The sequence below is a fragment of the Deferrisoma camini S3R1 genome (assembly GCF_000526155.1).
Lineage (GTDB): Bacteria > Desulfobacterota > Deferrisomatia > Deferrisomatales > Deferrisomataceae > Deferrisoma > Deferrisoma camini.
On the sequence record NZ_JAFN01000001.1, the window covers coordinates 1,950,589 to 1,975,300 of the forward strand.

Sequence of the window (24,712 nt, forward strand, 5' to 3'; positions counted from 1 at the left end):
TCGGCTGGAACGCAACTTGGTATCAAACGATCCCGAGAGCACGATCGGGACCGCCCCGCGCCTCGAACGCCTCCCGATAAATAAATCGGCCTTCCGGAAAGGCAAGCGGCGGGCGGAAACCGAAGAGCCTGGCCCCCCTCACGAGCCGTCGCCCCCCCGGGCGGTGCGGGCCTCCAGCTCCTCCATGATGGCCCGGGGCATCTCCTCCAGGGGCACGACCCGGTCCGCGTGCCCGGCCTCCACCACCGAGCGGGGCATGCCGTAGACCACGCAGGAGGCCTCGGCCTCGGCCAGGAGGCGCCCCCCCGCCTCCTTCAGCCGTTTGGCCCCTGCCGTGCCGTCGTCGCCCATGCCGGTCAGGACCACACCCACCACCCCGGCGCCGAACGTCTCGGCCGCGGCCTCGAACAGCACGTCCACCGAGGGCCGGTGCAGCCCCTGGGAAGGCTCCGGGTCCAATGCGGCGACCACCCCGTTGTGCCCCTGCCGAAACTTCAAGTGGATGCCGGCCGGCGCGACCAGGATCGTGCCCGGGCTCACGGGGGTGCCGTCGGCCGCCTCCACCACGGTGAGGGCGCACACCGAGTCCAGGTGCTCGGCAAAAAGCCCCGTGAACCCCACGGGCATGTGCACCACCACCGCCACGGGAAGGGGGAAGTCGGCGGGCAGCTGGGGCAGCAGGTACCGCAGGGCCTGGGGCCCGCCGGTGCTGGCGCCCACCGCCACCAGCCCCGCGGCGGCGGCGGGAACCTCCACCGGAGCGACCGTCTGCGCCGCGGCATCCGGGGGCTCCCGGAGCCGGGCCGGGTCCGCCTGGGCCGCCCCCCGCACCTGGGCCACGATCTGGGCCTCGATCTCGTAGATCGTGTCCAGGGCCAGGGCGGTGGGCTTCTGCACCAGGGCCACCGCTCCGGCGTCCAGGGCGGCCATGGCCTTCTCGCCCCCCTCGCTGGCGATGCTGCAGACCACCACCGGGATCCGCCTGCCCTGTTCGTGGAGGGCCCTCAGGAACCCGATACCGTCGAGGTTGGGCATGATGAGGTCCAGGGTGATCACGTCCGGCTCCAGGGCCTGCACCTTCTCCAGGGCGTCCAGGCCGTCCCGGGCCGTGCCCACCACCTCCAGGTCGGGGGTCCCCTCGAGCATCCGGCTTACGGCCCTGCGCACGAACGCAGAGTCGTCCACCACCAGCACGCGGATCTTCTTGTCCATGGCAGCCTCCGCCCCTATGCCCATGCGAGGGGGGATCTCCTCCCCGCCTCCACGTCCCAACGTCCCAACGTCCTAACGTCCTAACATCCCACCGTCCTTCACGTAGAAGAACCAGCCGTTCACCTCCTCCACCCGGAACGGGGTGTCGAACCGCAGCAGGCTCTCCGTGAGCCCCAGCAGCAGCACGCCCCCGGGACGGAGGGCCCGGTGGAACCGGTCCACCACCCTGGCGATGGTCTCCTCGGCGAAGTAGATCATCAGGTTCCGGCACAGGATCGCGTGCCACCGCCCCTCCCGACCGGCCTCGCCCGGCTCCAGGGCGTTGGCCCAGAAGAACCGCACCCGGCTCCGGGGGGGATCCTTCAGGCGCCACCCCCCCTCGGTGCGCTCGAACCAGCGGTCGCGCTTGTCGGGCGGGGTCATCCGGAGGGCCCCCTCCCCGTACACCGCGGCCCGGGCCTCCTGCAAGGCGTGCCGGTCGATGTCCGAGGCCCAGATCTCCACCCGGTCGGCGAGCCCCTCCTCCTCGGCCACGATGGCCAGGGTGTAGGGCTCGGCCCCCGTGGAGCAGGCGACCGACCAAACCCGGAACGGCTCCGGGTCCCGGTGCCGCTCCGGGATCCAGGTCCGCACCAGGGTCTCCAGGGGCCCGGGCTCGCGGAAGAAGTAGGTCTCGTTGATCGCGAGCTCCTCCACCGCCCGCTGGAGCTCCTCGCGGCCGTCCGGGTCGTACTTGAGATGGTAGTAGTAGTCGAGGAACCCCGGCAGCCCCAGGGCCGCCACGCGCCGGCCGACCCGCTCCGCGAACAGATCCCGTCGGCTCACATCGAACCGGAGCCCACAATACTCTTCGACGAGTCCGGCCAGCAGCTGAAACATCCGCTCGTCCAGGGCGAACGGCCCCGCCCCCCCACGTGGGGTCACGCCCCGCCTCCCAAGGCCTCGGCGCAGGCCGCCCGCACCAGGGGATCCACCGCCCGGGTCCGCAGGGCCGCGATCTTCTGCCGCACCCCTTGCCGTTCGAGGCCCGAGCGGGCCAGCCCGTTCACCGCGGCGGCCGCCACCGACGGATCCGAGTCCGACAGGGCGTCCACCAGGTACCCGGCCGCCCGGTCGGTACGGGCCCGGCCCAGGGCCACGACGGCCGCCCGGCGGCGGCGGGACGATGGGTCGGCCAGCAGAGCCGCCACGCAGTCGGGGTTCTCCCTGGCCAGGCGCCCCAACGCGGCCTCGGCCTCGGCCCGGTGGGACGGCAGCCCCACCTGGTCGGCCAGCACCGCCGCGGCCCAGGTCGAGGGGGTGGCCGAGAGCGCCGCGAACGCGGCCGAACGCGCCTCCGGATCGGCATCGGGGCGCACCAGGCCCGCCAGGGTCGGAACCGCCTCGCCCCATCCCCCCAGGGCCTCCACCGCGGCCCGCCGCACCGGCGCCGGGCCGGCCTCGGCCGCGGCAATGAGCGCCTCGATCGCGGCCGGGGCGCGGGCGGCCCCCAGGGCCTCGGCGGCGGCCGCCGCCACCTCGGGCTCGGCCTCGTCCAGGCCTCGGATCAGGGCCGCCACGGCCTTCGGGGTGGCCACCCCTCCCAGCACGGCCAGGGCCTCGATGCGCACCGGCGGCATGGGGTCGGTGGCGAGCCGGAGCGCGGCCTCCGCCAGGCCGGCGGCGCGCCGGAACCGGAGGCTCCGCAACGCCTCCAGCCGCACCCAGGGGTCCGGGTCGTCGAGGGCGGCCTCCAGCGAGGTCTCCACCTCCGCCCCCTCGGCGTCGCGCAGGGCCCGCACCGCCGCGCGCCGTTCCACCGGGTCCCCGGCCCGGGCCACCCGCCGGAGCCTCTCGGCGGCCTCGGGCCGCTCCAGATAGGGGAGGGCTTCGATGGCGGCCAGCCGCACCCGCGGTGCCGGGTCGTCCAGGCGGGACAGCACCGCCTCGGCGGTCTCGGGGAACCCGAAGTACCCCAGGACCCGCACGGCGGCCTCCCGGCGTTCCGGCACGTCGCTCTCCAGGAGCGGCGGCACCAGGTCCAGGGCCCGGTCCCCGCCCAGGGAGTTCACCGCGGCCACCAGGGCCAGGCGGACCTGGGGGTCCGGCTCCCCCAGGCGTTCCACCAGGGCGGGCACCACCGAGGGCTCGCCGAGGATGGACAACGCCTCGGCCGCCAGCAGCCGGACCGTCTGGTCGGCGTGGTCCAGGAGCGCCACCAGGTCGCGGGCGTGCTCCGCGCGGCCCAGCGTCCGGAACGCCCGAAGCGCGGCGGCCACCACCTCGGAGTCGGGGTGGGAGAACAGGGAGACCAAGAACCCAGCGGCGTCGCCTCCGGCCGTGCCCAGGGCTGCCACGGCATGGGGCCGAAGGTCCGGATCCGGCAGGAAACCGGTCAGGACCTGGGCGCCTTCGGCGGTGGGCAGCCACGCCAGCAGGCGGCATACCGCGCGGGGCTCCCGTTTCGCCGCGGCCGGCGCCGTGGCGCACAGGCGTTCGGCCGCGTCCGGGTTCGCCGCCAGCTCCTCGGCCGCGCGCTTCCGGACGCGCGAGCCGCCGCCGTGGCGCTCGTCGGCCCGTTCGGCGATCGCGACCAGGGCCCTCGCCACCCGGGCCGCCAGGCCGGCGTCGGCCTCCACCAGCAGGCGCACCAGCGGGGCCACGGCGCGCTCCGTGCCCAGGGCGGCCAGGGCGTCCACGGCCGCGGCCCGCACCTCGGGCCGGCCCAGGGACCCCAGCACGGGAACCTCGGCCAGGGGATCGCCCAGGGCCCCCAGCCCCCCCAGGGCCGGCAGCATCTCGAAGGGGTCCTGGCTGTGCAGCGCCCGGACCAGGGGCCACAAGGCCTCGGGCCGGCCCTGGATCCCCAGGGCCTCCAGGGCCGAGAACCGCACGTTCGCGTCCGGATCGCGGGCCAGCCGGGTCAACAGACCGAACGCCTCCTCCCCCGGCAGGTGGGCGAGCAACTGGGCCGCGTACACCCTCACCTCGGGCCGGTCGTCCCCGGTCAGCGCCTCCATGGCGGGGCCGGGGTCGAACCCGGCCGCGGAGAGCACCTGCATGGCCGCTGCGGGCAGGTGGGGGTCGTCGCCGACGCCGCGCAGGCGCAGCAGGAGCTCCCGCCATGCCTCCGGCCGGTCCTCCGTCAGAAGGGCTGCGGCAGCGGCCCTGCGCACCCGCCAGTCGTCCGAGCGCAGGTCGGCCAGGAGCTCGTCGGTGTCGGGGTTGGTTCGGGTCGGGTCGGCCATCGGGAACACCTGCCGTTGGGGTGGGGGGCTAGCCCTCCTCGGACGTCGCGGCCTCCTCCAGCCGCTCGACCGTGGCGGTCTGGTCCCGAAACAGCCGGCCGAGCTCCCGGATCCCCTGGCGCAGGTTGTGGACCGCGGTGGCCAGCTCCGCGGCCGTCCGGCTCTGGTCCTCCACCGTGCGGGCCTGGGCTTCGGCGCTGTCGGCCAGCCGCTGCGCCTCGGCCGCCACGGCCTCCACGGTTCTCGCCTGCTCCTGGGTGGCCCGGGCCGTCTGCGCCGCCAGGCGGCGCATCTCGACCACGGCCTTGGCCACCTGCCCGGCGGCCGCGGCCTGGGCCTCGAGCCCCGAGCCCACCCGGGCCGCCAGCTCGGTGAGGGCCTCGGCCTCGGCGCCGATCCGGTTGCCCGTCTCGGCCACGGCCGCGCCCAGCCGCTCGGCCGTGCGCGCCTGACGCTGCATGTCCCCCACCGCCTGGGCGATCTGGTTGGCCGCCGCGGTCTGCTCCCGCACCGCCTGAGACACCTTCTCCACCAATGTCGCGGTGGCATCCACGGCCCGGGTGACCTGGTCGGCCCCGGCAGACTGGTCGGACAGGCTCTTCACGGTGGACACCACGGACTTGCGCATGTTGGCCATGGCCTCGGCCACCTGCTTGGCGGCCTGGGTCTGCTCCGCCACGGCCGCGCGCACCCGGGCGACGGCCTCGGCCGTGGTGCGGGTGTTCGTGACGATGGTCTGGGCCGATCGGGCCTGGTCCGCCGCCACGGCCCGGATCTCGGCAACCATCTTCCGCACCCGTTCCGTCTCGGCGGCCGCCTCGCCCACGGGCCCCACCTGGGACTTCGCCCCCTGCACCAGGGCGTCCCCCCGGGACCGGACCTCGCGCACCCGCCCGATCAGGTCCCGGGTGGCCCGGAGCTGCTCCTCGGCCCCCTGCCGGGCCATGGACACCCGGCCGGCCAGCGAGTCCACCACCTCCACGATCCGCGCCAGGCTCTCCCGGGCCTGGGCCGCGCCGGCGGCCCCCTCGCGGGCCGTGCGGGAGGCCTCGTCCATGGTGGTCACCGCCTGGCGCACGCTCTGCTGCAGGGCCTTGATGATGCCCCGGATCTCGGCCGTGGCCTGGGCCGACCGGTCCGCCAGGTTCCGGATCTCCTCGGCCACCACCGCGAACCCCCGGCCGTGCTCCCCGGCCCGGGCCGCCTCGATGCTGGCGTTCAGCGACAGCAGGTTCGTGCGCTCGGCCAGCAGGGCGATGGTGCCCACGATCTCGCCCACCTCCTCGCCCTGGGCCTCCACCTGCCGCACGGCCCCGGCCGACCGGCCCATGGACTCCTCCACCGCCCCGAACGCGCCCAGGGCTCCGGCGATCCGCTCGCTGCCCTGCCGGGCCGCCGATACGGCCGCGTCGGCCTCCCGCGCCACCGCCTCGAGCACCTCGGCGCTGCGCTGGACCGAGCGGTCCACCTCCTCGCCGGCCGTGGCGGCCTGGTCCATCAACGTTCCCACCGCCTCGGCCGTGCGGGCGGTCTCGTCCACGAACCGGGCCGCCCCGGCCACCCGATCGGCCGCCGCCTCCACCGAGCGCACCATGGTCTCCACGGTGCGCGACACCTCCTCCACCGACGCGGCCAGCTCGTTGGCCGCAGACCCCGACGCCTCGGCCTGGCGGGCCATCTCCTCGGCCATCCGGTCGGTGGTCTCCAGGGACCGGGTCATCTCCTCCATGGCGGCCGCGGTCTCCTCCACCCCGGTCCCCATGTCGGCCGCGTTTCGGTCGAGCTCCCGCACCCCGTGGGCGAACGCGGCCACGGCATCCCGGGCGCTACCGGCCTCCTGGCGCATGCGGTCGGCGTCGGCCGCCACGGCCTTGGCGCTCTCGGCCACCTGCTCGATGGCCGCGCCGGTCTCGTTCACGGCCGAGGCGTTGGCCTCGGCCGCCCGGACCATGTCGTCGGCCACGGCCCTCATCGTCCGCGCCCCTTCGGAGAACCGCGCTGCCGCCGCCTTGAGCTCCCTTCCATCCGACGCCAGCGACTCGATGCCGCGGGCCATCTCCTCCACCGAGGTGCCGGTCTCCTCCACGTTCGAGGCCAGCTCGTTCGTGTCGCTCGCCACATGCTGGAGCGACTGGCGCATCTCCTCCATGGACGACTGGATCTCCGCCGCGGCCGAGGCCAGGGACTCGGCGGCCTTGGACAGCCGGTCGGTGGTGCGGGCGAACTCCTCGGCCGCGGCCCCGGTCTGGTCCACACCGGTGGTCACGGCCTCGGCCTGGGCCAGCGCCTCCTGGAACGCAGCGGCCAGCTCGTTGGCCGCCGAGAGCAGCTGCTCGGCCTGGGTGGACGGGGCGGGCTGCCGTTTGCCCTTGGGGGTCCGTTCAGCCATCGGTTCCTCCTTTTGCGGACGTCATCTGCATCACGGCCTCCCGGCCCCCCCGGTCGGCCAGGGCCAGCACCTGGGTCAGGTTCACCACCAGCAGCGTCTCCTCGGGCCGCCGCACGATCCCCACCAGGTAGTCGCCGGCCAGCCCGTGGATCATCTCGGGCGGCGGGAGCACCTCGTCGCCCCGGATCCGGCGCACCGACCGGGCCTCGTCCACCACGAACCCCACCCTGCGGCCTGCGACGCGCACCACCAGCAGGCGGGTGGACAGGTCCCAAGGCCGGGGTTCCAGCCCGAACAGGCGCCGGAAGTCCACGGCGGGCACGGGCTCGCCCCGCACCGTGACCACCCCCAGCACGTAGTCGGGCGTGCGGGGCACCCGGGTCACGTGCTCGGGCATCTCCACCCGTTCCACCTCCTCCAGCCGGATGGCGTAGCGGTTCTCCGCCACCCGGAACACCAGGACCTCGAACGCCTCCCCGGCCCCGGTCGGAGGGGGCCCCGCCCCGGGCCCGTCGGGCTCCTCAGGCGGAGGCGGCGTCTCGGGCGGCTCCGCCGGGGCGGCGTCCTTCTTCTTCTCCGCCTTCTCCGCCGGAGCCGGTTTGGGGGTGCGCGGTTTTCGGGCGGCCGTCTTCTTCTTTCGGATCTCACCGATCTTGGCCATGGAACCACCTCGGCGACTTCGTCTCGAAAGCGGGGGGACCCCGCCCCTACCCGAACAGCAGGCTCTTCGCGCCGGCCTCCACCAAGGGGGCCGTGATCTCCTCGGCCCCCTGGCCGTAGGCCTCGATCAGGGCGGCCTCGGCCACGGCGTTGATCCGGCGGGGGAGCCCCCCGCTCAGCCGGTGCACCGAGGCCACCGCCTCCTCGGTGAACAGGGGTTCCTCCCGGCCCGCCACCCGGAGCCGATGGGCCAGGTACCGGCCCGTGTCGTCTTGCGACAGGGGCTCCAGGCGGCAGTGGATGCCGATCCGTTGGGCCACCGCCCGGTAGGCGGGCCGGCGCAGCCGCCCCTCCAGCTCGGGCTGTCCCACGAGGATGAGGCCCAGCAGGTTCTCGGTGTCCGTCTGGAAGTTGGTGAGGAGGCGGATCTCCTCCAGAGCCTCCCGGCCGGGGAGGAGCTGTGCCTCGTCCAGGATCACCACCGGCCGGACGCCCCCTTCCCACAGCTCCTCGAGCCGGGCGTAGATGGCCTCCACGCAGGCCCTGCGGCTCCGGGGCGGGCGGTCCACCCCCAGTTCCGCGGCCACGGCCGCCAGGAGCTGGGCCGGGCTCAGGCGGGGATGCACGATCCATCCCAGGTGAAACCCCCGCCCGTCGAGCCGGTCGGCCAGGGCCCGAGTCAGCAGGGTCTTGCCGGTGCCCACGTCGCCCGTCAGCAGCCCCAGGTCGGTCTCCTCGGCGCAGTACACCAGCCGCTCCAGGGCCTCGGCGTGCACCTCGCCCGCGAACAGGTAGGCCGGGTCGGGCGTCCTGCGGAACGGCCGGTCGCTCAGACCGAAATGGGACTCGTACATGGCTTGCGGCTCAGCCCTCTCCCTGGAGCCTTCCCACCACCCCTCGGGGGTCCAGGACCAGGATGCCCCGGCCGTCTCCCAGGTCGGTGACCGCCTCGACCCCGGGGGTGCGGACCAGGGGATCGGCCAGGGGCCTCAGCACCACCTCCCTGAGCCCCAGCATCCGGCCGACCCCGATCCCCACGGGCCCCCGGGGACCGGGGGTGATCACGGCGCTGGGGAACGCCGGGGCCTCCGCCGCCGGCATCCCCAACGCCTCGGCCAGGTCCACGTGGGGGATCTCCCGGCCCCGGTAGCGCATCAGGGTCTCCCGCTCCACCCTCACCAGCTCCGGGGCCTCCAACACCTCGATCACGGCGGCCAGGGGGAACGCCAGGGTCTCCGCCCCCACCCGCACGAGGACCACGTCCCCGATGGTCAGGGTCACGGGAACCCGAAGCGTCCAGGTGGTCCCCCGGCCCGGGCGGGTCTCCAGGGCGAGGCTGCCCCCCAGGGCCGTGACCCCGTGCCACACCGCCTCCATGCCCACGCCCCGGCCGCCGAGCTCGTCGGCGCCCCGGTGGGTGGTGAACCCCGGCGCGCACAGGACCCGGATCAGTTGGTCGGCGGTCAGGGGTTTGCCGGCGGCCGCCAGGCCCATGGCCTCTGCCCGGGGCCGCACCGTCTCGGGGTCGATCCCCCGGCCGTCGTCGGCCACGGTGAGCACCACCTCCTCGCCCTCGCTCCGGCAGGCCACCCGAACGGTCCCCACCCGGGGCTTGCCCAGGCGCTCCCGCTCCGCCGGCGGCTCGATGCCGTGGTCCACGGCGTTGCGGATGAGGTGCACCAGGGGCTCGGCCAGCCGCTCCACCACGGCCTTGTCCACCTCGACCTCCCCCCCCTCCAGCAGGGCCCTCACCTCCTTGCGCTGCACCCGGGCCGCCTCCCGGGCGATGAGGGGGACCCGTTGCAGCAGCTCGGCCGCCGGCACCAGCCGGGCCGTGGTGACCGCGTCGCGCAGGTCGCGGGCGGTCCGGTCCAGGGCCCGGAGCCGTTCTTCCAGAAGGTTCCGGAGCCGGCGGGGGGGCAGGCCGGCGTCCACCTGGGCCAGGGCGCCCCACAGCCGGTTCTTGTCCACCACCAGCTCGCCCACCAACCGGAGCATGGCATCGAGCTTTTCGGCCGGCACCCGGATCGTGTCCCGGGCCGGGCCGGCCGGCGGCGCGGGGCGGCGCTCGGCCTTGGGCGGGGGCGGCTTTGGCTTCGCGGGAGGGCGCAGCACGCGGCCGGTCACATCGCCTTTCCACGGTGCCAGCACCTCTTCGAGGGGCCGGGCCGACATCACGGCCACCAGGAACCGAAGCCCCTTGCCCGCCTCGGCCAGCGGGACGGCGGCGAGGAGCTCCTTCGCCTCCTCCAGGGTGCTCCGTACGGCGTTGATCGAGACCCCGCGGGCCACCTTGTCCTTGTCGGGGGCGAGCTCGAGGAGGTAGAGGCCCTCACCGGCGGCCAGTCGCTTCAGGGCCTGGCGCTGTTCGTACCCCGAGAGCTTGCGGAGCACCGACTCGGGCAGGGGCAACGACTCCCCCGGGCCCGCGGCCGCCCCCGACGGGGTCCCCTCCTCCGCGGCCCGGACCCGCGCGAGCGCGTCCAGAAACCCCTCGGTCTCGGGCGCCTCCACCTCCCCGGACCGGAACCGGTCGACCAGGGACTCCAGGAGGGCCACCCCCTCGAACAGGCGGTCCAACAAGGCCCGGGACGGCGCCTGCTCGCGTGCGTGGAGGTCCTGGAGAACGGTCTCCAGGCCGTGGGCCACCCGCACGGCCGCGTGGGCCTCCACCATCGCCGAGAGCCCCTTGATCGTGTGCATGGCCCGGTACACCGTGTACAGGCTCGGCACGTCCAGGTCCCCCTCGGCCACGGAGTTCTCCACCGAAAGCAGGGCGGACTGGGCGGCCTGGAGCAGCTCGGCCACCTCCTCGAAGTACCCTGCCAAGGCCTGGGAGACGTCGGGCCCCGACACCTCAACCTCCGGCGGGAAGCAGGTCGCGGGCGGCCTGGAGAACCGCAGAGGGGTCGAACGGCTTCGTGATGTACCGGTCGACCCCCTGGGCCAGGAGCCGCTCGCGCAGCCCCGGCTCGGCCCGGGTGGTCACCATGACCACGGGGATCTTGGCCAGGGAAGGGTGGGTCTTCAGGAACGACACCACCTCCACCCCGTCCATGTCGGGCATGTTGATATCGAGGAACACCAGGTCGAAGGGCTCGATCGAGAGCCTTTCCACGGCCTCCAGCCCGGTGGAGGCCTCCGCGCAGTCGGGGGACAGGGGGGCGAGACAGGCGGCGAGGAGCTGGCGCATGGTGGGCGAGTCGTCCACGATCAGGATCCGCGCCATCGGCTCCTCCCCTGCTTTCGGTTTGGGATGCGACCCGGGTACTCTATGCGGTGGTCGGGGGGGTCGTCAACGCCTCATGCCGCGCCGTCCGGGTGCCGATGAGAGGGGCCGTGAGGTTCGTCAGTCCGCCCAACCCGTTCCTGGAGGATCTTTGCATGCGAACCGCGCTCCTGGCCGCCCTGGTCTCCCTGCCCCTTGCGGCCGCACCGGCCGCGGCCCGCGAGCTGCCCCGGCTGCTGGCCCCGGCCGAAACCGGGGTGGTCCGCACCCCCCAGGTGCTGCTGGTGTACACCGTGCCCGCCGGCGAGCAGACCTTCGTGCGCGCCGATGGCAGGCGCCTCGACCGCAAAGGGGTGTCGGTGCCTGGGGACCGGGAGGATCTGTTCCACCTCCAGCTCCCCCTCAAAGAGGGGCGCAACCGGTTCGAGATCGTGCGGGCCGTGGACGAGAAGGTCCGCCTCTCGTTCACCGTGACCTACGTGCCCCCCTATTCGCTTCGCACCCCGGTCGCGCCGGGCGACCGGCCCTACGCGTTCCACACCCGCGAGCGCGAGGCCGGGTGCTCGGGCTGCCACAACCTGCCCGAAACCTACGAGACCGTGCCGGACCGCCCCCTGGCCCCGGCGGGCAAGGTGTGCGGAGCGTGCCATCCCGGGATCGAGAAGGCCCCCAACCTCCACGGGCCCACCGCGGTGTACGCCTGCTTCATGTGCCACGACCCGCAGTACCGGTCGGCCCGGTTCACGATCGCGGCCTCCCAGCCGGCGGGGTGCGGCCGGTGCCACGAGGACTTCCTGGCCCGGATCCTGGGGGGCAAGAAGTTCGTGCACGGGCCGGTGGCCGCCGGGGGGTGCCTGGTGTGCCACGATCCCCACGGCGGCAAGACCACCGCGGTGCTGCGCGAGGCGCCCCCGAAGCTGTGTCTGTTGTGCCATGCGGACACCCTGCCCCTGCCGGTGGACAAGGGCCTGCACGGATCGGTGCCCTGCACCCAGTGCCACAACCCCCACGGCGGCGACACCCGGATCCTCACCGCCAAGGCCGGCAACGAGTTCTGCGCCGGGTGCCACCCGGACGTGGCCGAGGGGGGGCGCGGCCATCCCGTGGCGGGCCACCCGGTGGAGGCCGAGGTGGACCCCTCCCTCCCGGGCCGACCCCTGGGGTGCGTGAGCTGCCACGCCCCCCACGGGGTCTCGGACGTGAGCCGGGCCCGGATCCTGGAGAACGAACAGGCCCTGACCCGGTTCTGCCGGAAGTGCCACTACTGATACCAAGTTGCGTTCAAAGCCACTGGCCCCCTGAGCAGAGGGGCAAGGGACCTGCCGGAGAGCCGGGTGCGGCTCCTTAGCCCGCCGCGCAGCGCCTCCGGCGTTGGAGCCACGAAATGGCTTGCATTCTCCGGAGTTGGAATGAAACCAACTCTCCCGTCCCCTGCCTGCGCGGCGGATCTCAATACCCGGCTTCGCGCCCGGCCGGAGGCAGGTCCCTTGCCCCGCCTCCCCGAGGGCTCTCGGTTTGAACGCGACTCGGTATGAGGGCTTCTTTACCCCCGCAGGGCCCTCTGCTATAAGGGGCGGCCCGCACTCCAACCCGGGAGGGATCGATCTCCATGCTGCCCATCGTGCCCGATGCGTGGCCGTATGTCTGGAAGCTCTTGGCGCTGGCCGCGGTGACCGGCTTTCTCGGTTGGGAGACCCTGGCTTGGGCGTCCCTGGGGCTCACGGCGTTCGTGGTGTTCTTCTTCCGCGATCCGGAGCGGGAGGTCCCGATGGAGCCCGGCCTCGTGGTGTCACCGGCCGACGGCACGGTGCTCCGGGTGGACTCGGTGGAGGAGCCGTTCGTGGGCGGTCCGGCCGTGCGGGTCTCGATCTTCCTGAGCGTGTTCAACGTGCACGTGAACCGCTCGCCGATCACCGGAACCGTGCTGTTCCAGACCTACCGCCAGGGGAAGATGCTCCCGGCGTTCCGGGACCACGCCTCGGAGCTCAACGAGCGCAACACCCTGGGCATCGAGGGCCAGGGGATCCGGGTCGTGGTGCACCAGATCACCGGCATGCTCGCCCGGCGGATCGTGTGCCGGGTGGGGCCGGGAGACCGGCTCCGGCGGGGGCAACGGTTCGGGCTGATCAAGCTGGGGTCGTGCACCGAGCTGATCCTGCCCGAGGGGGTGGAGCTGAGGGTGCAGCCGGGTCAGATGGTGGCGGGCGGACGGACCGTGATCGCCCGGATTCCGGACGTCAGGACGACGGAACCTCGATCCCCAGCTCCTTGAGCTTCTTGTACAGGCTGGACCGGTCGAGCCCCAGGGCCTCGGCCGCCTGGGGCACGTTCCAGCCGGCGGCCGCCAGGTGCCGGGTGATGTACTCCCGCTCGAACAGCCGCCGGGCCTTGCGGAGGCCGAGACCCGGCTCGGGCAGATCGCCGGCCCGGGGCTCGTGCGTCCGACCCCGCACGGCCGGGGGCACGTCGTCCGGGGTGAGGCGATCCGAGCGGCACAGGATCACCATGCGCTCGGCCACGTTCTTGAGCTCGCGGACGTTCCCCGGCCAAGGGTAGCCCTGGAGCACCTCGAACACCCCTTCGTCCACCTCCACCGGCTCCCGGTTCTCTTCGGCGCAGTACTCCCGCACGAAGTGGCGGAACAGCATGGGGATGTCCTCCACCCGCTCCCGCAGGGGCGGCACCTCGATGGGCACCACGTTGAGCCGGTAGAACAGGTCCTCCCGGAACCGGCCCTCCCGGATCTCCGCCTCCAGGGCCTTGTTGGTGGCCGCGATGATCCGCACGTCCACCTCGTGGGTCTTGGTGCCCCCCACCCGCTCGAACCGCATCTCCTGGAGCACCCGCAGGATCTTGGCCTGGGTCTTCAAGCTCATGTCGCCGATCTCATCGAGGAACAGGGTGCCCCCGTCGGCCAGGTCGAACTTCCCCCGCCGCCGGGCCGCCGCTCCGGTGAACGCCCCCTTCTCGTGCCCGAACAGCTCGCTCTCGATCAGGTCCTCGGGGATGGCGGCGCAGTTCACCTCGACGAACGGCCCGTCCTTGCGGCGGCTGGCCCGGTGCACGGCCCGGGCCACCAGCTCCTTGCCCGTGCCGTTCTCGCCGGTGATCAGCACCGAGGCCCGCGTGGGGCCCACCACCCGGATCTGATCCCGGAGCTCCTGGATCGCCCGGCTCTCGCCGATCAGCTCGTGGGTGCGGCCCCACCGCTCCCGCCAGTACCGGTTCTCCTCGGCGAGCCGGCGGGCGTGCACGGCGTGCTCGATGGTCAGCAGGAGCTTGTCCAGGTTCAGCGGCTTCTCGATGAAGTCGTAGGCCCCGAGCTTGGTGGCCTTCACCGCGGTCTCGATGGTGGCGTGGCCCGACATCATCAGCACCGGCAGGTCCGGATCCTTCTCCCGCAGCCGCTGGAGGGTCTCCACCCCGTCCATCCCCGGCAGCCACACGTCCAGGATCACCACGTCGGGATCGGCCGCGTCGACGCCCTCGACCGCCTCCTCGCCGCTCCGGGCCACGGCCACCTCGTACCCCTCGTCCTCCAGGGCACCCCGCAGGCTGACCAGGATGCTCTCTTCGTCGTCCACCACCAGGATCGTTCGGCTCATGACTGGGCACCGTCCAAAGGCAACTCGATGAGGAAGCGGGTCCCCCGGGGCCGGTTGTCGTGGGCCCGGATGGATCCGCCGTGGTCCGACACGATGCTCTTCACGATCGCGAGCCCCAGGCCCGTGCCCCCCTCCTTGGTGGAGAAGTACGGCTCGAACAGGCGCTGCCGCGCCTCGGGGCTGAGCCCCGGCCCGTTGTCCGCCACCGAGACCCGCACCCGGCGGGCGGAGGGGTCGTAGTCGGTGACCACCTCCACCCAGGCGTCGTCGCTGCCCTGGAGGGCGGCCACGGCGTTGTCCAGCAGGTTCACGAACACCCGGCGCATCTGCTCCCCGTCGACCAGCACGGTGGGCAGGTCCGGGTCCAGGTGGGCCTCGAACCGGATCTCGGGGTGGGCGGGCCGGTACAGGCCCACCACCTCGTCCACGAGCCGGTTCAGGTCCTCGGGGCCGGGCCGGCACTCGGGCATGCGGGCGAACCGGCTGAACGCGTTCACCAGGCGCTTGAGCCCCTCCACCTGGGCGACGATGGTCCGGGTGGCCTCGTCGAGCACGGCGCCGTCCTCCCGTTCGAGCAGGTCGGCGTACTTGCGGCGAAGCCGCTGGGCCGAGAGCTGGATCGGGGTCAGGGGGTTCTTGATCTCGTGGGCCATGCGCCGGGCCACCTCCTGCCAGGCCCGGGCCCGCTGGGCCAGCACCAGATCGGTCAGGTCGTCCACCACGGCCACCGTGCCCAGGTGCCGGCCCTCGTCGTCGCGCAGCCGGGTCATGTGCACCATGAGGGTGCTGCGGCGGCCAGGCCCCTCCACGGTGACCTGGCGCTGGATCGTGTCGTGGCGCGACCGCTCCAGCTCCCGGCCGATCTCGGTGAGGGGGCGCTCCACCTCGGGGGGGAGCACGTCTCGGTACCGCCGGCCCACGCAGTCGGGCGGAAGCCCCAACAGGTCGCAGGCCGACGGGTTCACGGTGGTGATCCGCCCCTCCGGGTCCGCGCTCACCACCCCGGCCGTCACCCGGCTCAGCACGATCTCCATGTAGCGGCGCCGCTCCTCCAGCTCGGCGTTGGCCCGCTCGAGGGTGGCCTGGGTCCGCTCCACCTCGGCCCGGCTCGCCCTCAGGTCGCGGGTCATCCGGTTGAACGAGGCCACGAGCACCCCCACCTCGTCTCGGCTGGGCACGTCCAGCTCGAAGTTGAGGTCCCCCCCGGCCACCCGCTGGGTGGCCTCGGCCAGCTTCTGGATGGGGCCGGTGATCCCCCGGGCCAGGTAGAAGCCGAACCAGATGGCCGCGAACACGAGCAGCAGGGCCACCAGCAGAAGGGGCAGGATGTAGCTCACCTTGATCGGGGTCCGGAGGATCTGGAGCTGCCGGTACTCCTCGAACCCCGCCGTGATCTCCTCGAGGCGCTCCAGGGTTCGGCCGGGCAGGTGCACGTCGGCCACCACCACCCCCCCGGACGGGACCGGCACCGCGGCCCGGATGAAGTCGCCCCGGTCGGTGTTGAGGATGGTGGCGGCCTCGCGGCCCTCCAACGCCTCCTTCACCGGGGCCTCGTCCGCCGTGGGGGGCGGGGCCACGGGCCGCCCCCGCCGGGACGCCCCCGCCACGAGCCGCCCGTCCGGACCCAGCCGGTACACGGCGGCCAGGCCCAACGCCTCGACCCGGCGCTCCAGGTCCGGGGCTCCCAGGGGTTTCGCGATCCGGGCCACCGTGCGGGCACCGTCCAGGACCCGGTCCTCCTGCTCCCGGTAGTAGGCCCGGGCCACCTCCAGGGCCTGGCGCAGGGCGCCCTCCACCCGGTCGCTGAACCAGCTGTCGATGCTCCGGGCCAGGAACCCGGCGCTGGCCAGGAACAACAGGGCCGTGGGGATCACGGTGATCGCCAGGAACGCCAGCACGAGCTTGGTGCGAAGCCGGGACCCGAGCACCCCCCGCCGCCACTCGAACACCAGCTTGGTGAGGTTGCGCAGGCACAGATAGAGCAGGAGGAGCAGCAGGAGGATGTGGAGGTTGACCAGGGCGAAGAACCCCAGGCTCTCCCGCACCGAGACGGTCCGGAACCCCATCAGCCGCCACAGCGCGGCCGCACCCAGGACCCAGAGGATGAGCAGGATCAGCAGCCCCCCAAGCACCAGGGGGCGTCGGGCAAACCGGGCTCGCCGCGTCATGGCAGGTTCCGCGGCACCTCGACCACGTACCAGGGGGTCTCCAGGTCCCACAGGGCCACGAACGGCAGGATCCGGTGGAGCCGGAACGGGAGCCGGAACTCCTGGAGCCGCGCCCGGATCCTCAGGAAGGCAGGCCCCCCGCCCCGCAGGGCGTCCAGGGGCAGCAGGCTCATCCGCTCCACGCGGCCCAGCGCCGCCACGGCCCGGGCCAGGTCCGGTTCCTCGGGGCCGGCCGACCCGTCCTCGAAGGTGACGTGGAACCGGTTCTGGAGGTTGTTCTTCTCGAGGGTGCGGGTCAGGCGCAGGTCCACCAGCACCTCGTCCCGGGCCCAGGCCTTGGGTCGGTCGATCCGGATCCAGAAGGTGAACCGAACCGGCAGGCCGCTCTCCAGGGTCTCGCGAAGTTGGGGAACCAGAGCCCCCTCCACGTGGAACGACACCAGCAGGTCCGAACGGGGGCCCCGCTCCAGGAGCACGCCGTCGATGTACGGCCCCTTGTCGCCGGCGGCCGAGGCCGGGGACGCCAGCAGGAGACCCAGCAAGATCAAGATCGAGGGGAAGAGTCGTCGCGTCACCACCGGGCTCCCGAAGCCGTGGGATCACCCAAAAAAGGTGATTTTAGGCGACGGGTCCCGTGGGGACAAGGAGAAGGCGCGCCGGCGGTGATCCGCCGGGTCCATGTTGATCCGGCGACGAGAACAAGCTCGCTCTTTCCGGACGGCGGGGCGACAGGGAAGCCCCCTTCGGCCGCTGCGCGCCCCTGCGGTGGAGAAGGATAACGTGCGTTGGTCCGGGGCCATTGCCGGCGGCGGGGCATAGGGTCTGCTTCCGGCCGCGCGCGAAGCCGGGCATGAGATTCGCCGCGCAGGCACGGGGCACCAACGGTGGTTTCATGACCGTCCGGCCGGGGACCGAACGGTTTCACGGTGCGAGCGTTGGAGGCGCTGCGCGGCGAGCTAAGGAGCCGCACGCGGCTCTCCAGCAGACCCCATGCCCCCCGACTCCGGTGTCGAGACGAGCTTCCGACCAACGACCAACGACCAACGACCAACGACCGAAGCTACATGGAAGCGCGTCTGTTTACCCGTCGGGTCAACAAGAAAAGCCGGCCCCAGGGGGAGACCGGCTGCAGAGGGGTTCGAAAAGGGGGGCGCCGGCTCAGGCGGGGGCCGGGGCCAGCTCCGGCCGGGCATGGCTCCACGCCGGCCTCCAGGGCGGCCGGGGGTCCGAATCGGCGTAAGACCAGGCGTCGGGGCGGCTCAGGAGGGTCTTGACCAGCTGGTCGTGGAGGGCGTGGCCGCCTTTGTGCACGATCAGGTGCCCCTCGATCCGGTGGCCCATCAGCGCCAGGTCGCCCACCGCGTCGAGGATCTTATGGCGCACGGGCTCGTCGGGCATCCGCAGCCCCTCGGGGTTGAGGACCCGGTCCCCCTCCACCACCACGGCGTTCTCCAGGCTGCCGCCCCGGGCCTTGCCGTTGCGGCGCAGGAACTCCACCTCGTGGAGGAACCCGAAGGTGCGGGCGGGCGCCACGGCCTCGGCGAACCGCTCCGGCGTCACGTCCAGGAAGAAGTGTTGGCTCCCCGGAAACCGGCCGTCGAAGTCGATGGAGTACGTCACCCGAAACCCCCGGCCGGGCCGGATCAGGCAGAACTTGTCCCCGTTGCGCACCCGCACCGGCTTCTCGATCCGGATCGTGCGCCGGGGCCGCCCCAAGGGCCGCACCCCTGCGGCGAGCACGGCCTCCACGTACGGCAGCGCGCTTCCGTCCAGGATCGGGAGTTCGGGGCCGTCCACCTCGATGCGGGCGTTGTCCACCCCCAGCCCGGCCAGGGCTGCGAGGCAGTGCTCCACCGTGGACACCTCGACCCCGTCCCGGCCTAGCACCGTGGCCAGGGTGGTGTCGGTCACGAACCGGCTCTCGGCCGGAATCTCCACCGCCGGAGACAGGTCGGTCCGGACGAACCGGATCCCCGCGTCGGCCGGGGCCGGGGCGATCCGCATCCTCACGGTCTCGCCGGTGTGCAGGGCCACCCCCTTCAGGTGCACCGACCGCTTCACGGTCGTTTGGTAGGTCTCGCTCATTGCCTCGCTTCCTCCCGTGCGGACCCGGACAGTCGAGTCCCGAATCACCAGAGGTTGCTTATTAGCAAGGCCCGTGCCATGAGCTCAAAGAAACCCGGCAACCGGCAACACGCCGAAATCATTGGCCGCGTACCGGTTCGGCCCGGCACGCGGCCGGCCGGCAGTGGCGTCTTTTCCACGCGCCGCCCCTGGGGAGTGGCCGAAACGCAACAGCGCTCCCCGTGTAAACCCCTGGCCCTTGCCGTGCGTCCACATGGGCACAACGCCGCGGCAACCGACCCGAAGATCGTCCGTTCTTCCCGGTAACTTCGGTCGTTGGTCATTAGTCGTTGGTCGGGGGCCTTCGGCCCGCTAGGCGGCCGGGCGGCTCTCGAATCGCGCCAAAGCTCGGGGGCATGGGGCCTGCTGGAGAGCCGGGCGCGGCCCCTTAGCTCGCCGCGCAGTGCCTCTGACGCTTGGACCACGAAATGGTTCGGATTCCACATAGTTGCCATGAAACCAGCTCTTCAGTCCCGTGCCTGCGCGGCGAATTTCATGCCCGGCTTCGCGCCCGGCCGGAGGCAGGTCCCTTGCCCCGCCCTCCGAGGTGACACGCCTAATTTGTCGCCGGGTTAATACCCTTCCCTCGTTGTTCGGCCCCCGAAGGGGCCAAAGGAGGCTTGCGATGAAGAGACGACGACCGCTGCGCGCAACCCTGACCGTTGCCGCCGCAACCCTCGCGCTGTTCCTGGCCGCCTGCGGCGGCGGGACCGGCTCCACAACCTCGTCGACCTCGTCCGACGGGGGCGAGGTGCTCGTCGGCCTGACCGACGCCGAAGGGGACTTTCTCCGGTACGAAGTGGACGTGGAGGGCCTGGAGCTCACCCGGGCCGACGGGACCGCGGTGGAGACGATCCCCCTGGACACCCGCATCGACTTCGCCCAACTCACCGACCTGACCGAGTTCGTCACGGCGGCCACCGTGCCGAACGGCACGTACGTGGCGGCCAGGCTCACCTTGGACTACACGAACGCCCTGATCGAGGTGGAGGGGGCCGACGGCTCGGCCCTGGAGGCCGTGGCCGTGGGCGAGGACGGCACCCCCCTGGACACCCTCGAGCTCGACGTGACCCTGGACAACGCGAACCACCTGGTGGTGGCCCCCGGGACCCCGGCGATGCTCACCCTGGACTTCGACCTGTCGGCGAACCACGAGGTGGACCTCTCCACCTCCCCGGCCACGGTCACCGTGCAGCCCACCCTGCACGCCGCCGTGGAGCCCGACCCCTCCAAGATCCACCGCGTCCGGGGGCTGCTCGGGGCGGTGGACGAGGAGGCCGACACGTTCCGGGTGCTGCGGCCGCCGTTCCGGAGCCCCCGTCGTCCCGTCCGGTCGATCACCGTGGCCACCTCGGAGAGCACCGAGTTCCAGGTGAACGGGGCGAGCGCCTCGGGAGCCGAAGGCCTGGCCCTGCTGGCCGAGGCCTCCGCCGACCCGGCCGTGCCGGTGGTGGTGCGGGGCGGTGTGGACGGGGAGACCGGCACGTTCCGGGCCACCGAGGTCCTGGCCGGGACCAGCGCGCCGGGGGGAGAGCACGACGGCCTGATCGGCGTGGTGGTGGCCCGGGACGACACCTCGCTCACCGTTCGGGGGGCCGCCCTCGACCGGAGCATGGGGGCCCTGTTCGTGGGCGAGGACGTGACCGTGACCTGGACGGACGACGTGGTCGTGACCCGGGCCCTGGATCCGAACGGCATCTACACGCCGGCCGACGTGTCCGTGGGGCAGCGGGTGCGGCTCCTGGGAACCTACGCGGAGGGCGGCGGCACGGCCGCGTTCCAGGCCGAGCGTATTCGCATGCTCGTGACCCGGATCGCGGGCACGGTGAACGATCTCCAGGAGGGGGAGGTCCGGCTCGCCCTGGAGCACATCGAGGGACGCCGGCCCGACGTCTTCGACTTCACGGGCACCGGCTCCGCGTCGGCGGACGACGCCGATCCGGACAACTACCAGGTGAGCACCGGCGGCCTCTCCCTGGACGGCGTGGCCGCCGACGCCCCGGTGCGGGTGTTCGGGTTCGTGACCCCGTTCGGCCAGGCCCCCCCGGACTTCGAGGCCGTGACCGTGGCCGACTACTCCGAGGCGACGGCCCGGCTCCGGGGGCGGTGGGCAGCCGGCAGCGGGACGGAGCTCTCGGTGGCCGAAGGGGGGCTCATCCTGGACCTGACCGACGCGGGTGCGCTCCGCCACGTGTTCCGGGGCGGCATCGCCACGGAGCTCGCCGCGGAGCCCGCGCCCACGGTGGCGCCGGAGAACCCGGACCGCGGCCTGTTCGTCATCCACCGGCGGGGGGAGCCCACCGAGGTGTACGGCCGGTACGCCGAGTTCGCCGACGCCCTCGGGGCCGAGCTGGCCGGCGGCCGCCATGTGGCGTTCCTGTCGGGGCTGGGCGCGTTCGACCCCGCCACCCAGACCCTCACGGCCCGGCGGATCTTCGTGCGGCTCCGGTGAGGGGAATCCGAGCATCTCGGAGGGAGAGCCCGGGCTTGCCGGGCTCTCCCTCTATGAACCCAGCGATCAAATACGCGCCCCCGCCCCGGATCGGAGGGCAAGGGACCTGCTGGAGAGCCGGGCCCGGCCCCTTTGCTCGCCGCGCAGCGCCTCCTGCGTCCGGACCGCGAAATGGCACCCATTCCAAGGAGTTGTAATGGAACCAACTCCCGTGTCTCGTGCCTGCGCGGCGAATCTCAACACCCGGCTTCGCGCCCGGCCGGAGGCAGGTCCCTTGCCCCGCCTCCGGAAAAACGCGCCTGTCTTGTTGCCGGGTCAATAGCGCGCCGGATCCACCCACTCCAGAAACTTCGCCAGACCGGCGGCCATGGCGTAGAACAGCGCCGCCCAGAACGCCATGTGCAGGAACTTCCGGAACGGGGAGCGGTTTCCCAGCACCCCGGGATCCTTTTTCTCCGGCGCGTCCTTGTTCTCCGAAACGCTCACGGCTCTTCTCTCCCTCGGTCGCGGTCCGTGCCGCTGGAGGCCGGGATCTCCATCCAGAACCGGCTCCCCCCCGACGGCAGGTTCTTCGCCCCGACCTGGCCCCCGTGCATGTGCACCAACTCACGGCAGATGTGAAGACCCAGGCCGTGGCCCCGCCCCACGGTTCGGGCCAGCCCACCCTGACGGTACCGGTCGAACAGGCAGGCCATGGCCTCCGGATCGATCCCCGGCCCCTCGTCGTCCACCTCGAACCGCACCCGCCCCGCCTCCTCCCGCACCCGCAGCCGCACGGTCTTCCCCGACGGCGTGAACTTGACCGCGTTCTGGAGCAGGTTCCCCAGCGCCTGGGCCAGGCGGTCCGGGTCGGCGGTGATCTCGAGATCGGACACCTCGCCCTCCACCTCCACAGACACCCCTTTGCCCTGCGCCACCGAAGCGTGGAGGGCCGCAATCCGATCGACGAACTCCCGAAGCCGCACCGGCCGGGGCTCGAACGGCAGCTGCCCCTGCTCCAGGCGACGCGCCGTCAGAAGGTCGTCCACCAGCCGGTTCATGGCCGCCACGGCCTGCAGGATGCGATCCACGTACTCCTGCTGACGCGGGCTCAGGCCGTCCGTGCCGGCCGAACGCCGCAGGAGCTGGGCGAACCCCTGGATCGCCACCAGGGGGGTGCGCAGATCGTGGGCAACGATGCTGAGGAGCTCCTCCTTCTGATCCCTCAGCTCCGCCAGCCGGCGGTCCCTCTCCCGGAGGGCGTCGCGGATGGCCAGCAGCCTCTCTCGGCTCTGCTCCAACGCCTCACCCAGGTCCGCCGGGGCCCCGCTGCCCGCCGCCAGGGCCTGTCGGGCCCGGGCGGCCGAGTGGAGCAGCCCCTCTTCCCCCCGAGCCTCCCGCAGGACCTCCCCCAACAGGGCCTCGGCCTCCTCCCAGGCGAGCCATGGGCCCCACGAGGCCCCCTGGTCCAGCTGCTCCCGCAGACGGCACACCTCCTCGGCCAAGGCCTCCCGTTCGTCCTCCAGGGCCTGGATCCGGCGTTTGTCGTCGTGGGTTCCCATGTGAATCCCTCCGCGTGGGTCCCGGAGCCCCCCTTGGGGGCAGCCCGTCCCCTCGTCGGCCGCAGTTCGCCCCGATTCTACCCGCACCCTCCGAGATGTTGCCAGGGCCGAGGGCCTGCCTCGGCCTCGACAGAGGGCAGGGCTTGGGCTTGCCCCGCCGGTCGGCCGCGTCCACAATAGGCGGCCCTTCTCCCTTCGGAGGCGTGCCATGGCCAAGGTTCTCATGCTCCAGGGCACCGGTTCGGACGTGGGCAAGAGCGTGCTCGTGGCCGGGCTGTGCCGGCTGCTCCGGCAGGACGGGGTGCGGGTGGCCCCGTTCAAGCCCCAGAACATGGCCCTGAACTCGTACATCACGGCCGACGGTGGCGAGATGGGCCGGGCCCAGGTGGTGCAGGCGGAGGCGGCCGGGGTCGAGCCCCACACCGACATGAACCCCGTGCTGCTCAAGCCCACCACGGACGTGGGGGCCCAGGTGATCCTCCAGGGCCGGGTGTACGGCAACATGAGGGCCCGGGAGTATCACGCGTTCAAGCCCAAGGCCCGGCAGGTGGCCCTGGAGAGCTTCCACCGCCTGGCCCGCAGGTTTGAGGTGATCCTGGTGGAGGGTGCCGGAAGCCCGGCGGAGATCAACCTGAGGGACGGGGACCTGGCCAACATGGGGTTCGCCCTGGAGGTGGGGGCGCCGGTGGTGCTGGTGGGCGACATCGACAAGGGCGGGGTGTTCGCCTCGCTGGTGGGCACCCTGGAGCTGCTGGAGCCAGCCGAGCGGGACCTGATCCGGGCGTTCCTCATCAACAAGTTCCGGGGAGACCCCTCCCTGCTCGACCCGGCGTTCCGGACCATCACCGAGCGCACGGGCAAACCGTTCCTCGGCGTGGTTCCGTACTTCCGGGACATCTTCATCCAGGAGGAAGACGGGATCCACCGCGACGTGGTCCACTCCCGCACCGGGGGCGAGGTCCGGGTGGCGGTGGTGGTGCCGAACCGCATCAGCAACTTCACGGACTTCGACCCGTTCCTGGCCGAGCCGGGGGTCCGGCTCGACTTCGTGTGGCCCGGGGAGCGGCTGGGCCGGGCAGACGCCATCGTCCTCCCCGGCTCCAAGAACACGGTGGACGACCTCCACGCCCTGTGGCGGTGCGGGCTGGCCGACGAGATCCTGGAGAACCGACGCAGAGGCGCCTGGGTGGTGGGCATCTGCGGGGGGTACCAGATGCTGGGCCGGTGGGTGCGCGACCCCCTGGGGGTCGAGAGCTCCCGGCAGGAGGCCCGGGGGCTCGGGCTTCTGGACGTGGAGACCGTGATGGAGCCCGAGAAGGTCACGGCCCAGTCCGAGGGGCGGGTTCGGCCGGGGGTCCTGACGTGGTACCCCGGCGACGGCATCCTGAAGGGGTACGAGATCCACATGGGCCGCACCCGGCTCGGCCCCGGTGCGGCCCCCCTGCTGGAGGTTCGGCGCAAGGGGGACGGGTCGTGGCACCCGGACGGCGCGGTCAGCCCGGACGGGCGGGTGTTCGGCACGTACCTCCACGGCATCTTCGACAACGACGCCTTCCGGCAGGCGTTCCTCGGCCTGTTCCGCACCGGCGAGGCCCAGACCACCTCGTTCGCTCGCCGGAAGGAGGAGGGGTACGACCGGCTGGCCGCGCTGCTCCGGAAGCACCTGGACGTGGACGGCCTGCGCCGGATCCTCGACGGCTCGCCGGACGTGTGAGGTCGGGCCTTTGGCCCGCTGGGAGGCTAGGAGGCTGGGAAGCTAGGAGGCTTGAAAACCTCCGTGAACTCCATGTGTTCCAAGCGTGGCCACGCCTCTTCTGCATCCCCTCACGGTGTCGGGGGGCATGGGGTCTGCTGGAGAGCCGCGTGCGGCCCCTTAGCTCGCCGCGCAGCGCCTCTGACGCTCGGACCGCGAAATGGCTCGGATTCCAGCGAGTTGTCATGAGACCAGCTCTTCGGTCCCGTGCCTGCGCGGCGAATCTCATGCCCGGCTTCGCGCGCGGCCGGAAGCAGGCCCCATGTCCCGCCGCCAAGGCCCCAGGATCTCTGAACGTTACCTTTCCTCGTTGCCGGGCCCCGCAGGGGCCTGACGAGGCTCCCAAACAACG

At 72.7% G+C, this 24,712-nt stretch carries 18 protein-coding genes; 4 read left to right on the top strand and 14 right to left on the bottom strand.

All coding sequences use genetic code 11. From position 1 onward, the window contains the following. Window positions 1-138: 138 nt before the first annotated feature. The 8 genes from DEFCA_RS0108595 to DEFCA_RS0108630 form a co-directional block, all read right to left on the bottom strand. Window positions 139-1,212, bottom strand: coding sequence for a protein-glutamate methylesterase/protein-glutamine glutaminase (locus tag DEFCA_RS0108595; protein WP_025322621.1), 1,074 nt, complete (start codon window positions 1,210-1,212; stop codon window positions 139-141). A gap of 72 nt (window positions 1,213-1,284) precedes the next feature. Next, entirely contained in the window at window positions 1,285-2,136 is an 852-nt protein-coding gene (locus tag DEFCA_RS0108600) for a CheR family methyltransferase (RefSeq protein ID WP_025322622.1), read from the bottom strand. Then, a complete protein-coding gene (locus tag DEFCA_RS0108605) occupies window positions 2,133-4,439 on the bottom strand; it encodes a HEAT repeat domain-containing protein (protein WP_025322623.1) in 2,307 nt (768 codons plus the stop codon). Before DEFCA_RS0108605 ends, DEFCA_RS0108600 begins: the two co-directional genes overlap by 4 nt. 28 nt (window positions 4,440-4,467) lie before the next feature. After that, window positions 4,468-6,828, bottom strand: coding sequence for a methyl-accepting chemotaxis protein (locus tag DEFCA_RS0108610; RefSeq protein WP_025322624.1), 2,361 nt, complete (start codon window positions 6,826-6,828; stop codon window positions 4,468-4,470). After that, on the bottom strand, window positions 6,821-7,489 hold the full coding sequence (locus DEFCA_RS0108615; RefSeq protein WP_025322625.1) for a chemotaxis protein CheW: 669 nt from the start codon (window positions 7,487-7,489) through the stop codon (window positions 6,821-6,823). Before DEFCA_RS0108615 ends, DEFCA_RS0108610 begins: the two co-directional genes overlap by 8 nt. Window positions 7,490-7,535: 46 nt before the next feature. Then, entirely contained in the window at window positions 7,536-8,342 is an 807-nt protein-coding gene (locus tag DEFCA_RS0108620) for an ExeA family protein (RefSeq protein WP_025322626.1), read from the bottom strand. Window positions 8,343-8,352: 10 nt separating this feature from the next. Next, window positions 8,353-10,344, bottom strand: coding sequence for a chemotaxis protein CheA (locus DEFCA_RS24100; RefSeq protein WP_025322627.1), 1,992 nt, complete (start codon window positions 10,342-10,344; stop codon window positions 8,353-8,355). A gap of 1 nt (window position 10,345) precedes the next feature. Beyond that, window positions 10,346-10,717, bottom strand: a complete 372-nt coding sequence (locus tag DEFCA_RS0108630) for a response regulator (RefSeq protein WP_025322628.1) — start codon at window positions 10,715-10,717, stop codon at window positions 10,346-10,348. A 155-nt stretch (window positions 10,718-10,872) separates the two neighbouring features. Between DEFCA_RS0108630 and DEFCA_RS0108635 the strand changes: the two genes are divergently transcribed. Then, window positions 10,873-11,985, top strand: coding sequence for a cytochrome c3 family protein (locus DEFCA_RS0108635; protein ID WP_025322629.1), 1,113 nt, complete (start codon window positions 10,873-10,875; stop codon window positions 11,983-11,985). 341 nt (window positions 11,986-12,326) lie between these two features. Then, window positions 12,327-12,989, top strand: coding sequence for a phosphatidylserine decarboxylase family protein (locus DEFCA_RS0108640; RefSeq protein ID WP_025322630.1), 663 nt, complete (start codon window positions 12,327-12,329; stop codon window positions 12,987-12,989). Here the strand turns inward: DEFCA_RS0108640 and DEFCA_RS0108645 are convergent. The 4 genes from DEFCA_RS0108645 to lpxC form a co-directional block, all read right to left on the bottom strand. After that, window positions 12,955-14,322, bottom strand: coding sequence for a sigma-54-dependent transcriptional regulator (locus tag DEFCA_RS0108645; RefSeq protein WP_025322631.1), 1,368 nt, complete (start codon window positions 14,320-14,322; stop codon window positions 12,955-12,957). The genes DEFCA_RS0108640 and DEFCA_RS0108645 overlap by 35 nt on opposite strands. Next, window positions 14,319-16,490 carry a sensor histidine kinase gene (locus DEFCA_RS0108650; protein WP_025322632.1) on the bottom strand — a complete coding sequence of 724 codons (2,172 nt, stop codon included), beginning with the start codon at window positions 16,488-16,490 and terminating at the stop codon, window positions 14,319-14,321. Before DEFCA_RS0108650 ends, DEFCA_RS0108645 begins: the two co-directional genes overlap by 4 nt. After that, window positions 16,487-17,065, bottom strand: a complete 579-nt coding sequence (locus tag DEFCA_RS0108655; RefSeq protein WP_169709513.1) for a DUF4390 domain-containing protein — start codon at window positions 17,063-17,065, stop codon at window positions 16,487-16,489. The genes DEFCA_RS0108650 and DEFCA_RS0108655 overlap by 4 nt, the downstream gene beginning before the upstream one ends. Window positions 17,066-17,648: 583 nt before the next feature. Beyond that, the gene (lpxC, locus tag DEFCA_RS0108660; protein WP_025322634.1) at window positions 17,649-18,575 is read right to left on the bottom strand and encodes a UDP-3-O-acyl-N-acetylglucosamine deacetylase; all 927 of its coding nucleotides are present in this window, start codon (window positions 18,573-18,575) and stop codon (window positions 17,649-17,651) included. A gap of 664 nt (window positions 18,576-19,239) precedes the next feature. Here lpxC and DEFCA_RS0108665 point away from each other — a divergent pair. Next, window positions 19,240-21,066, top strand: coding sequence for a DUF4382 domain-containing protein (locus DEFCA_RS0108665; protein ID WP_025322635.1), 1,827 nt, complete (start codon window positions 19,240-19,242; stop codon window positions 21,064-21,066). A gap of 315 nt (window positions 21,067-21,381) precedes the next feature. Here DEFCA_RS0108665 and DEFCA_RS22230 read toward each other — a convergent pair whose 3' ends face one another. Together DEFCA_RS22230 and DEFCA_RS24105 are read right to left on the bottom strand one after the other, a co-directional pair. Beyond that, window positions 21,382-21,552: a hypothetical protein gene (locus tag DEFCA_RS22230; RefSeq protein ID WP_169709514.1), complete on the bottom strand. Its 171-nt coding sequence runs from the start codon at window positions 21,550-21,552 to the stop codon at window positions 21,382-21,384. Continuing rightward, the gene (locus DEFCA_RS24105; RefSeq protein WP_025322636.1) at window positions 21,549-22,607 is read right to left on the bottom strand and encodes a sensor histidine kinase; all 1,059 of its coding nucleotides are present in this window, start codon (window positions 22,605-22,607) and stop codon (window positions 21,549-21,551) included. Before DEFCA_RS24105 ends, DEFCA_RS22230 begins: the two co-directional genes overlap by 4 nt. 208 nt (window positions 22,608-22,815) lie before the next feature. Between DEFCA_RS24105 and DEFCA_RS0108680 the strand changes: the two genes are divergently transcribed. Beyond that, entirely contained in the window at window positions 22,816-24,321 is a 1,506-nt protein-coding gene (locus DEFCA_RS0108680) for a cobyric acid synthase (protein ID WP_025322637.1), read from the top strand. The last annotated feature ends 391 nt before the right edge of the window (window positions 24,322-24,712 follow it).

Excerpts from the sequence above, each read along its gene's own strand:
- DEFCA_RS0108635 (WP_025322629.1), top strand. The coding sequence starts at position 10,873 with ATGCGAACCGCGCTCCTGGCCGCCCTGGTCTCCCTGCCCCTTGCGGCC.
- DEFCA_RS0108605 (WP_025322623.1), bottom strand. The coding sequence starts at position 4,439 with ATGGCCGACCCGACCCGAACCAACCCCGACACCGACGAGCTCCTGGCC.
- DEFCA_RS0108680 (WP_025322637.1), top strand. The coding sequence starts at position 22,816 with ATGGCCAAGGTTCTCATGCTCCAGGGCACCGGTTCGGACGTGGGCAAG.
- DEFCA_RS24105 (WP_025322636.1), bottom strand. The coding sequence starts at position 22,607 with ATGGGAACCCACGACGACAAACGCCGGATCCAGGCCCTGGAGGACGAA.
- DEFCA_RS0108630 (WP_025322628.1), bottom strand. The coding sequence starts at position 10,717 with ATGGCGCGGATCCTGATCGTGGACGACTCGCCCACCATGCGCCAGCTC.
- DEFCA_RS0108665 (WP_025322635.1), top strand. The coding sequence starts at position 19,240 with ATGAAGAGACGACGACCGCTGCGCGCAACCCTGACCGTTGCCGCCGCA.
- DEFCA_RS0108610 (WP_025322624.1), bottom strand. The coding sequence starts at position 6,828 with ATGGCTGAACGGACCCCCAAGGGCAAACGGCAGCCCGCCCCGTCCACC.
- DEFCA_RS0108620 (WP_025322626.1), bottom strand. The coding sequence starts at position 8,342 with ATGTACGAGTCCCATTTCGGTCTGAGCGACCGGCCGTTCCGCAGGACG.
- DEFCA_RS0108650 (WP_025322632.1), bottom strand. The coding sequence starts at position 16,490 with ATGACGCGGCGAGCCCGGTTTGCCCGACGCCCCCTGGTGCTTGGGGGG.
- DEFCA_RS0108595 (WP_025322621.1), bottom strand. The coding sequence starts at position 1,212 with ATGGACAAGAAGATCCGCGTGCTGGTGGTGGACGACTCTGCGTTCGTG.
- DEFCA_RS0108640 (WP_025322630.1), top strand. The coding sequence starts at position 12,327 with ATGCTGCCCATCGTGCCCGATGCGTGGCCGTATGTCTGGAAGCTCTTG.
- lpxC (WP_025322634.1), bottom strand. The coding sequence starts at position 18,575 with ATGAGCGAGACCTACCAAACGACCGTGAAGCGGTCGGTGCACCTGAAG.
- DEFCA_RS0108615 (WP_025322625.1), bottom strand. The coding sequence starts at position 7,489 with ATGGCCAAGATCGGTGAGATCCGAAAGAAGAAGACGGCCGCCCGAAAA.
- DEFCA_RS0108645 (WP_025322631.1), bottom strand. The coding sequence starts at position 14,322 with ATGAGCCGAACGATCCTGGTGGTGGACGACGAAGAGAGCATCCTGGTC.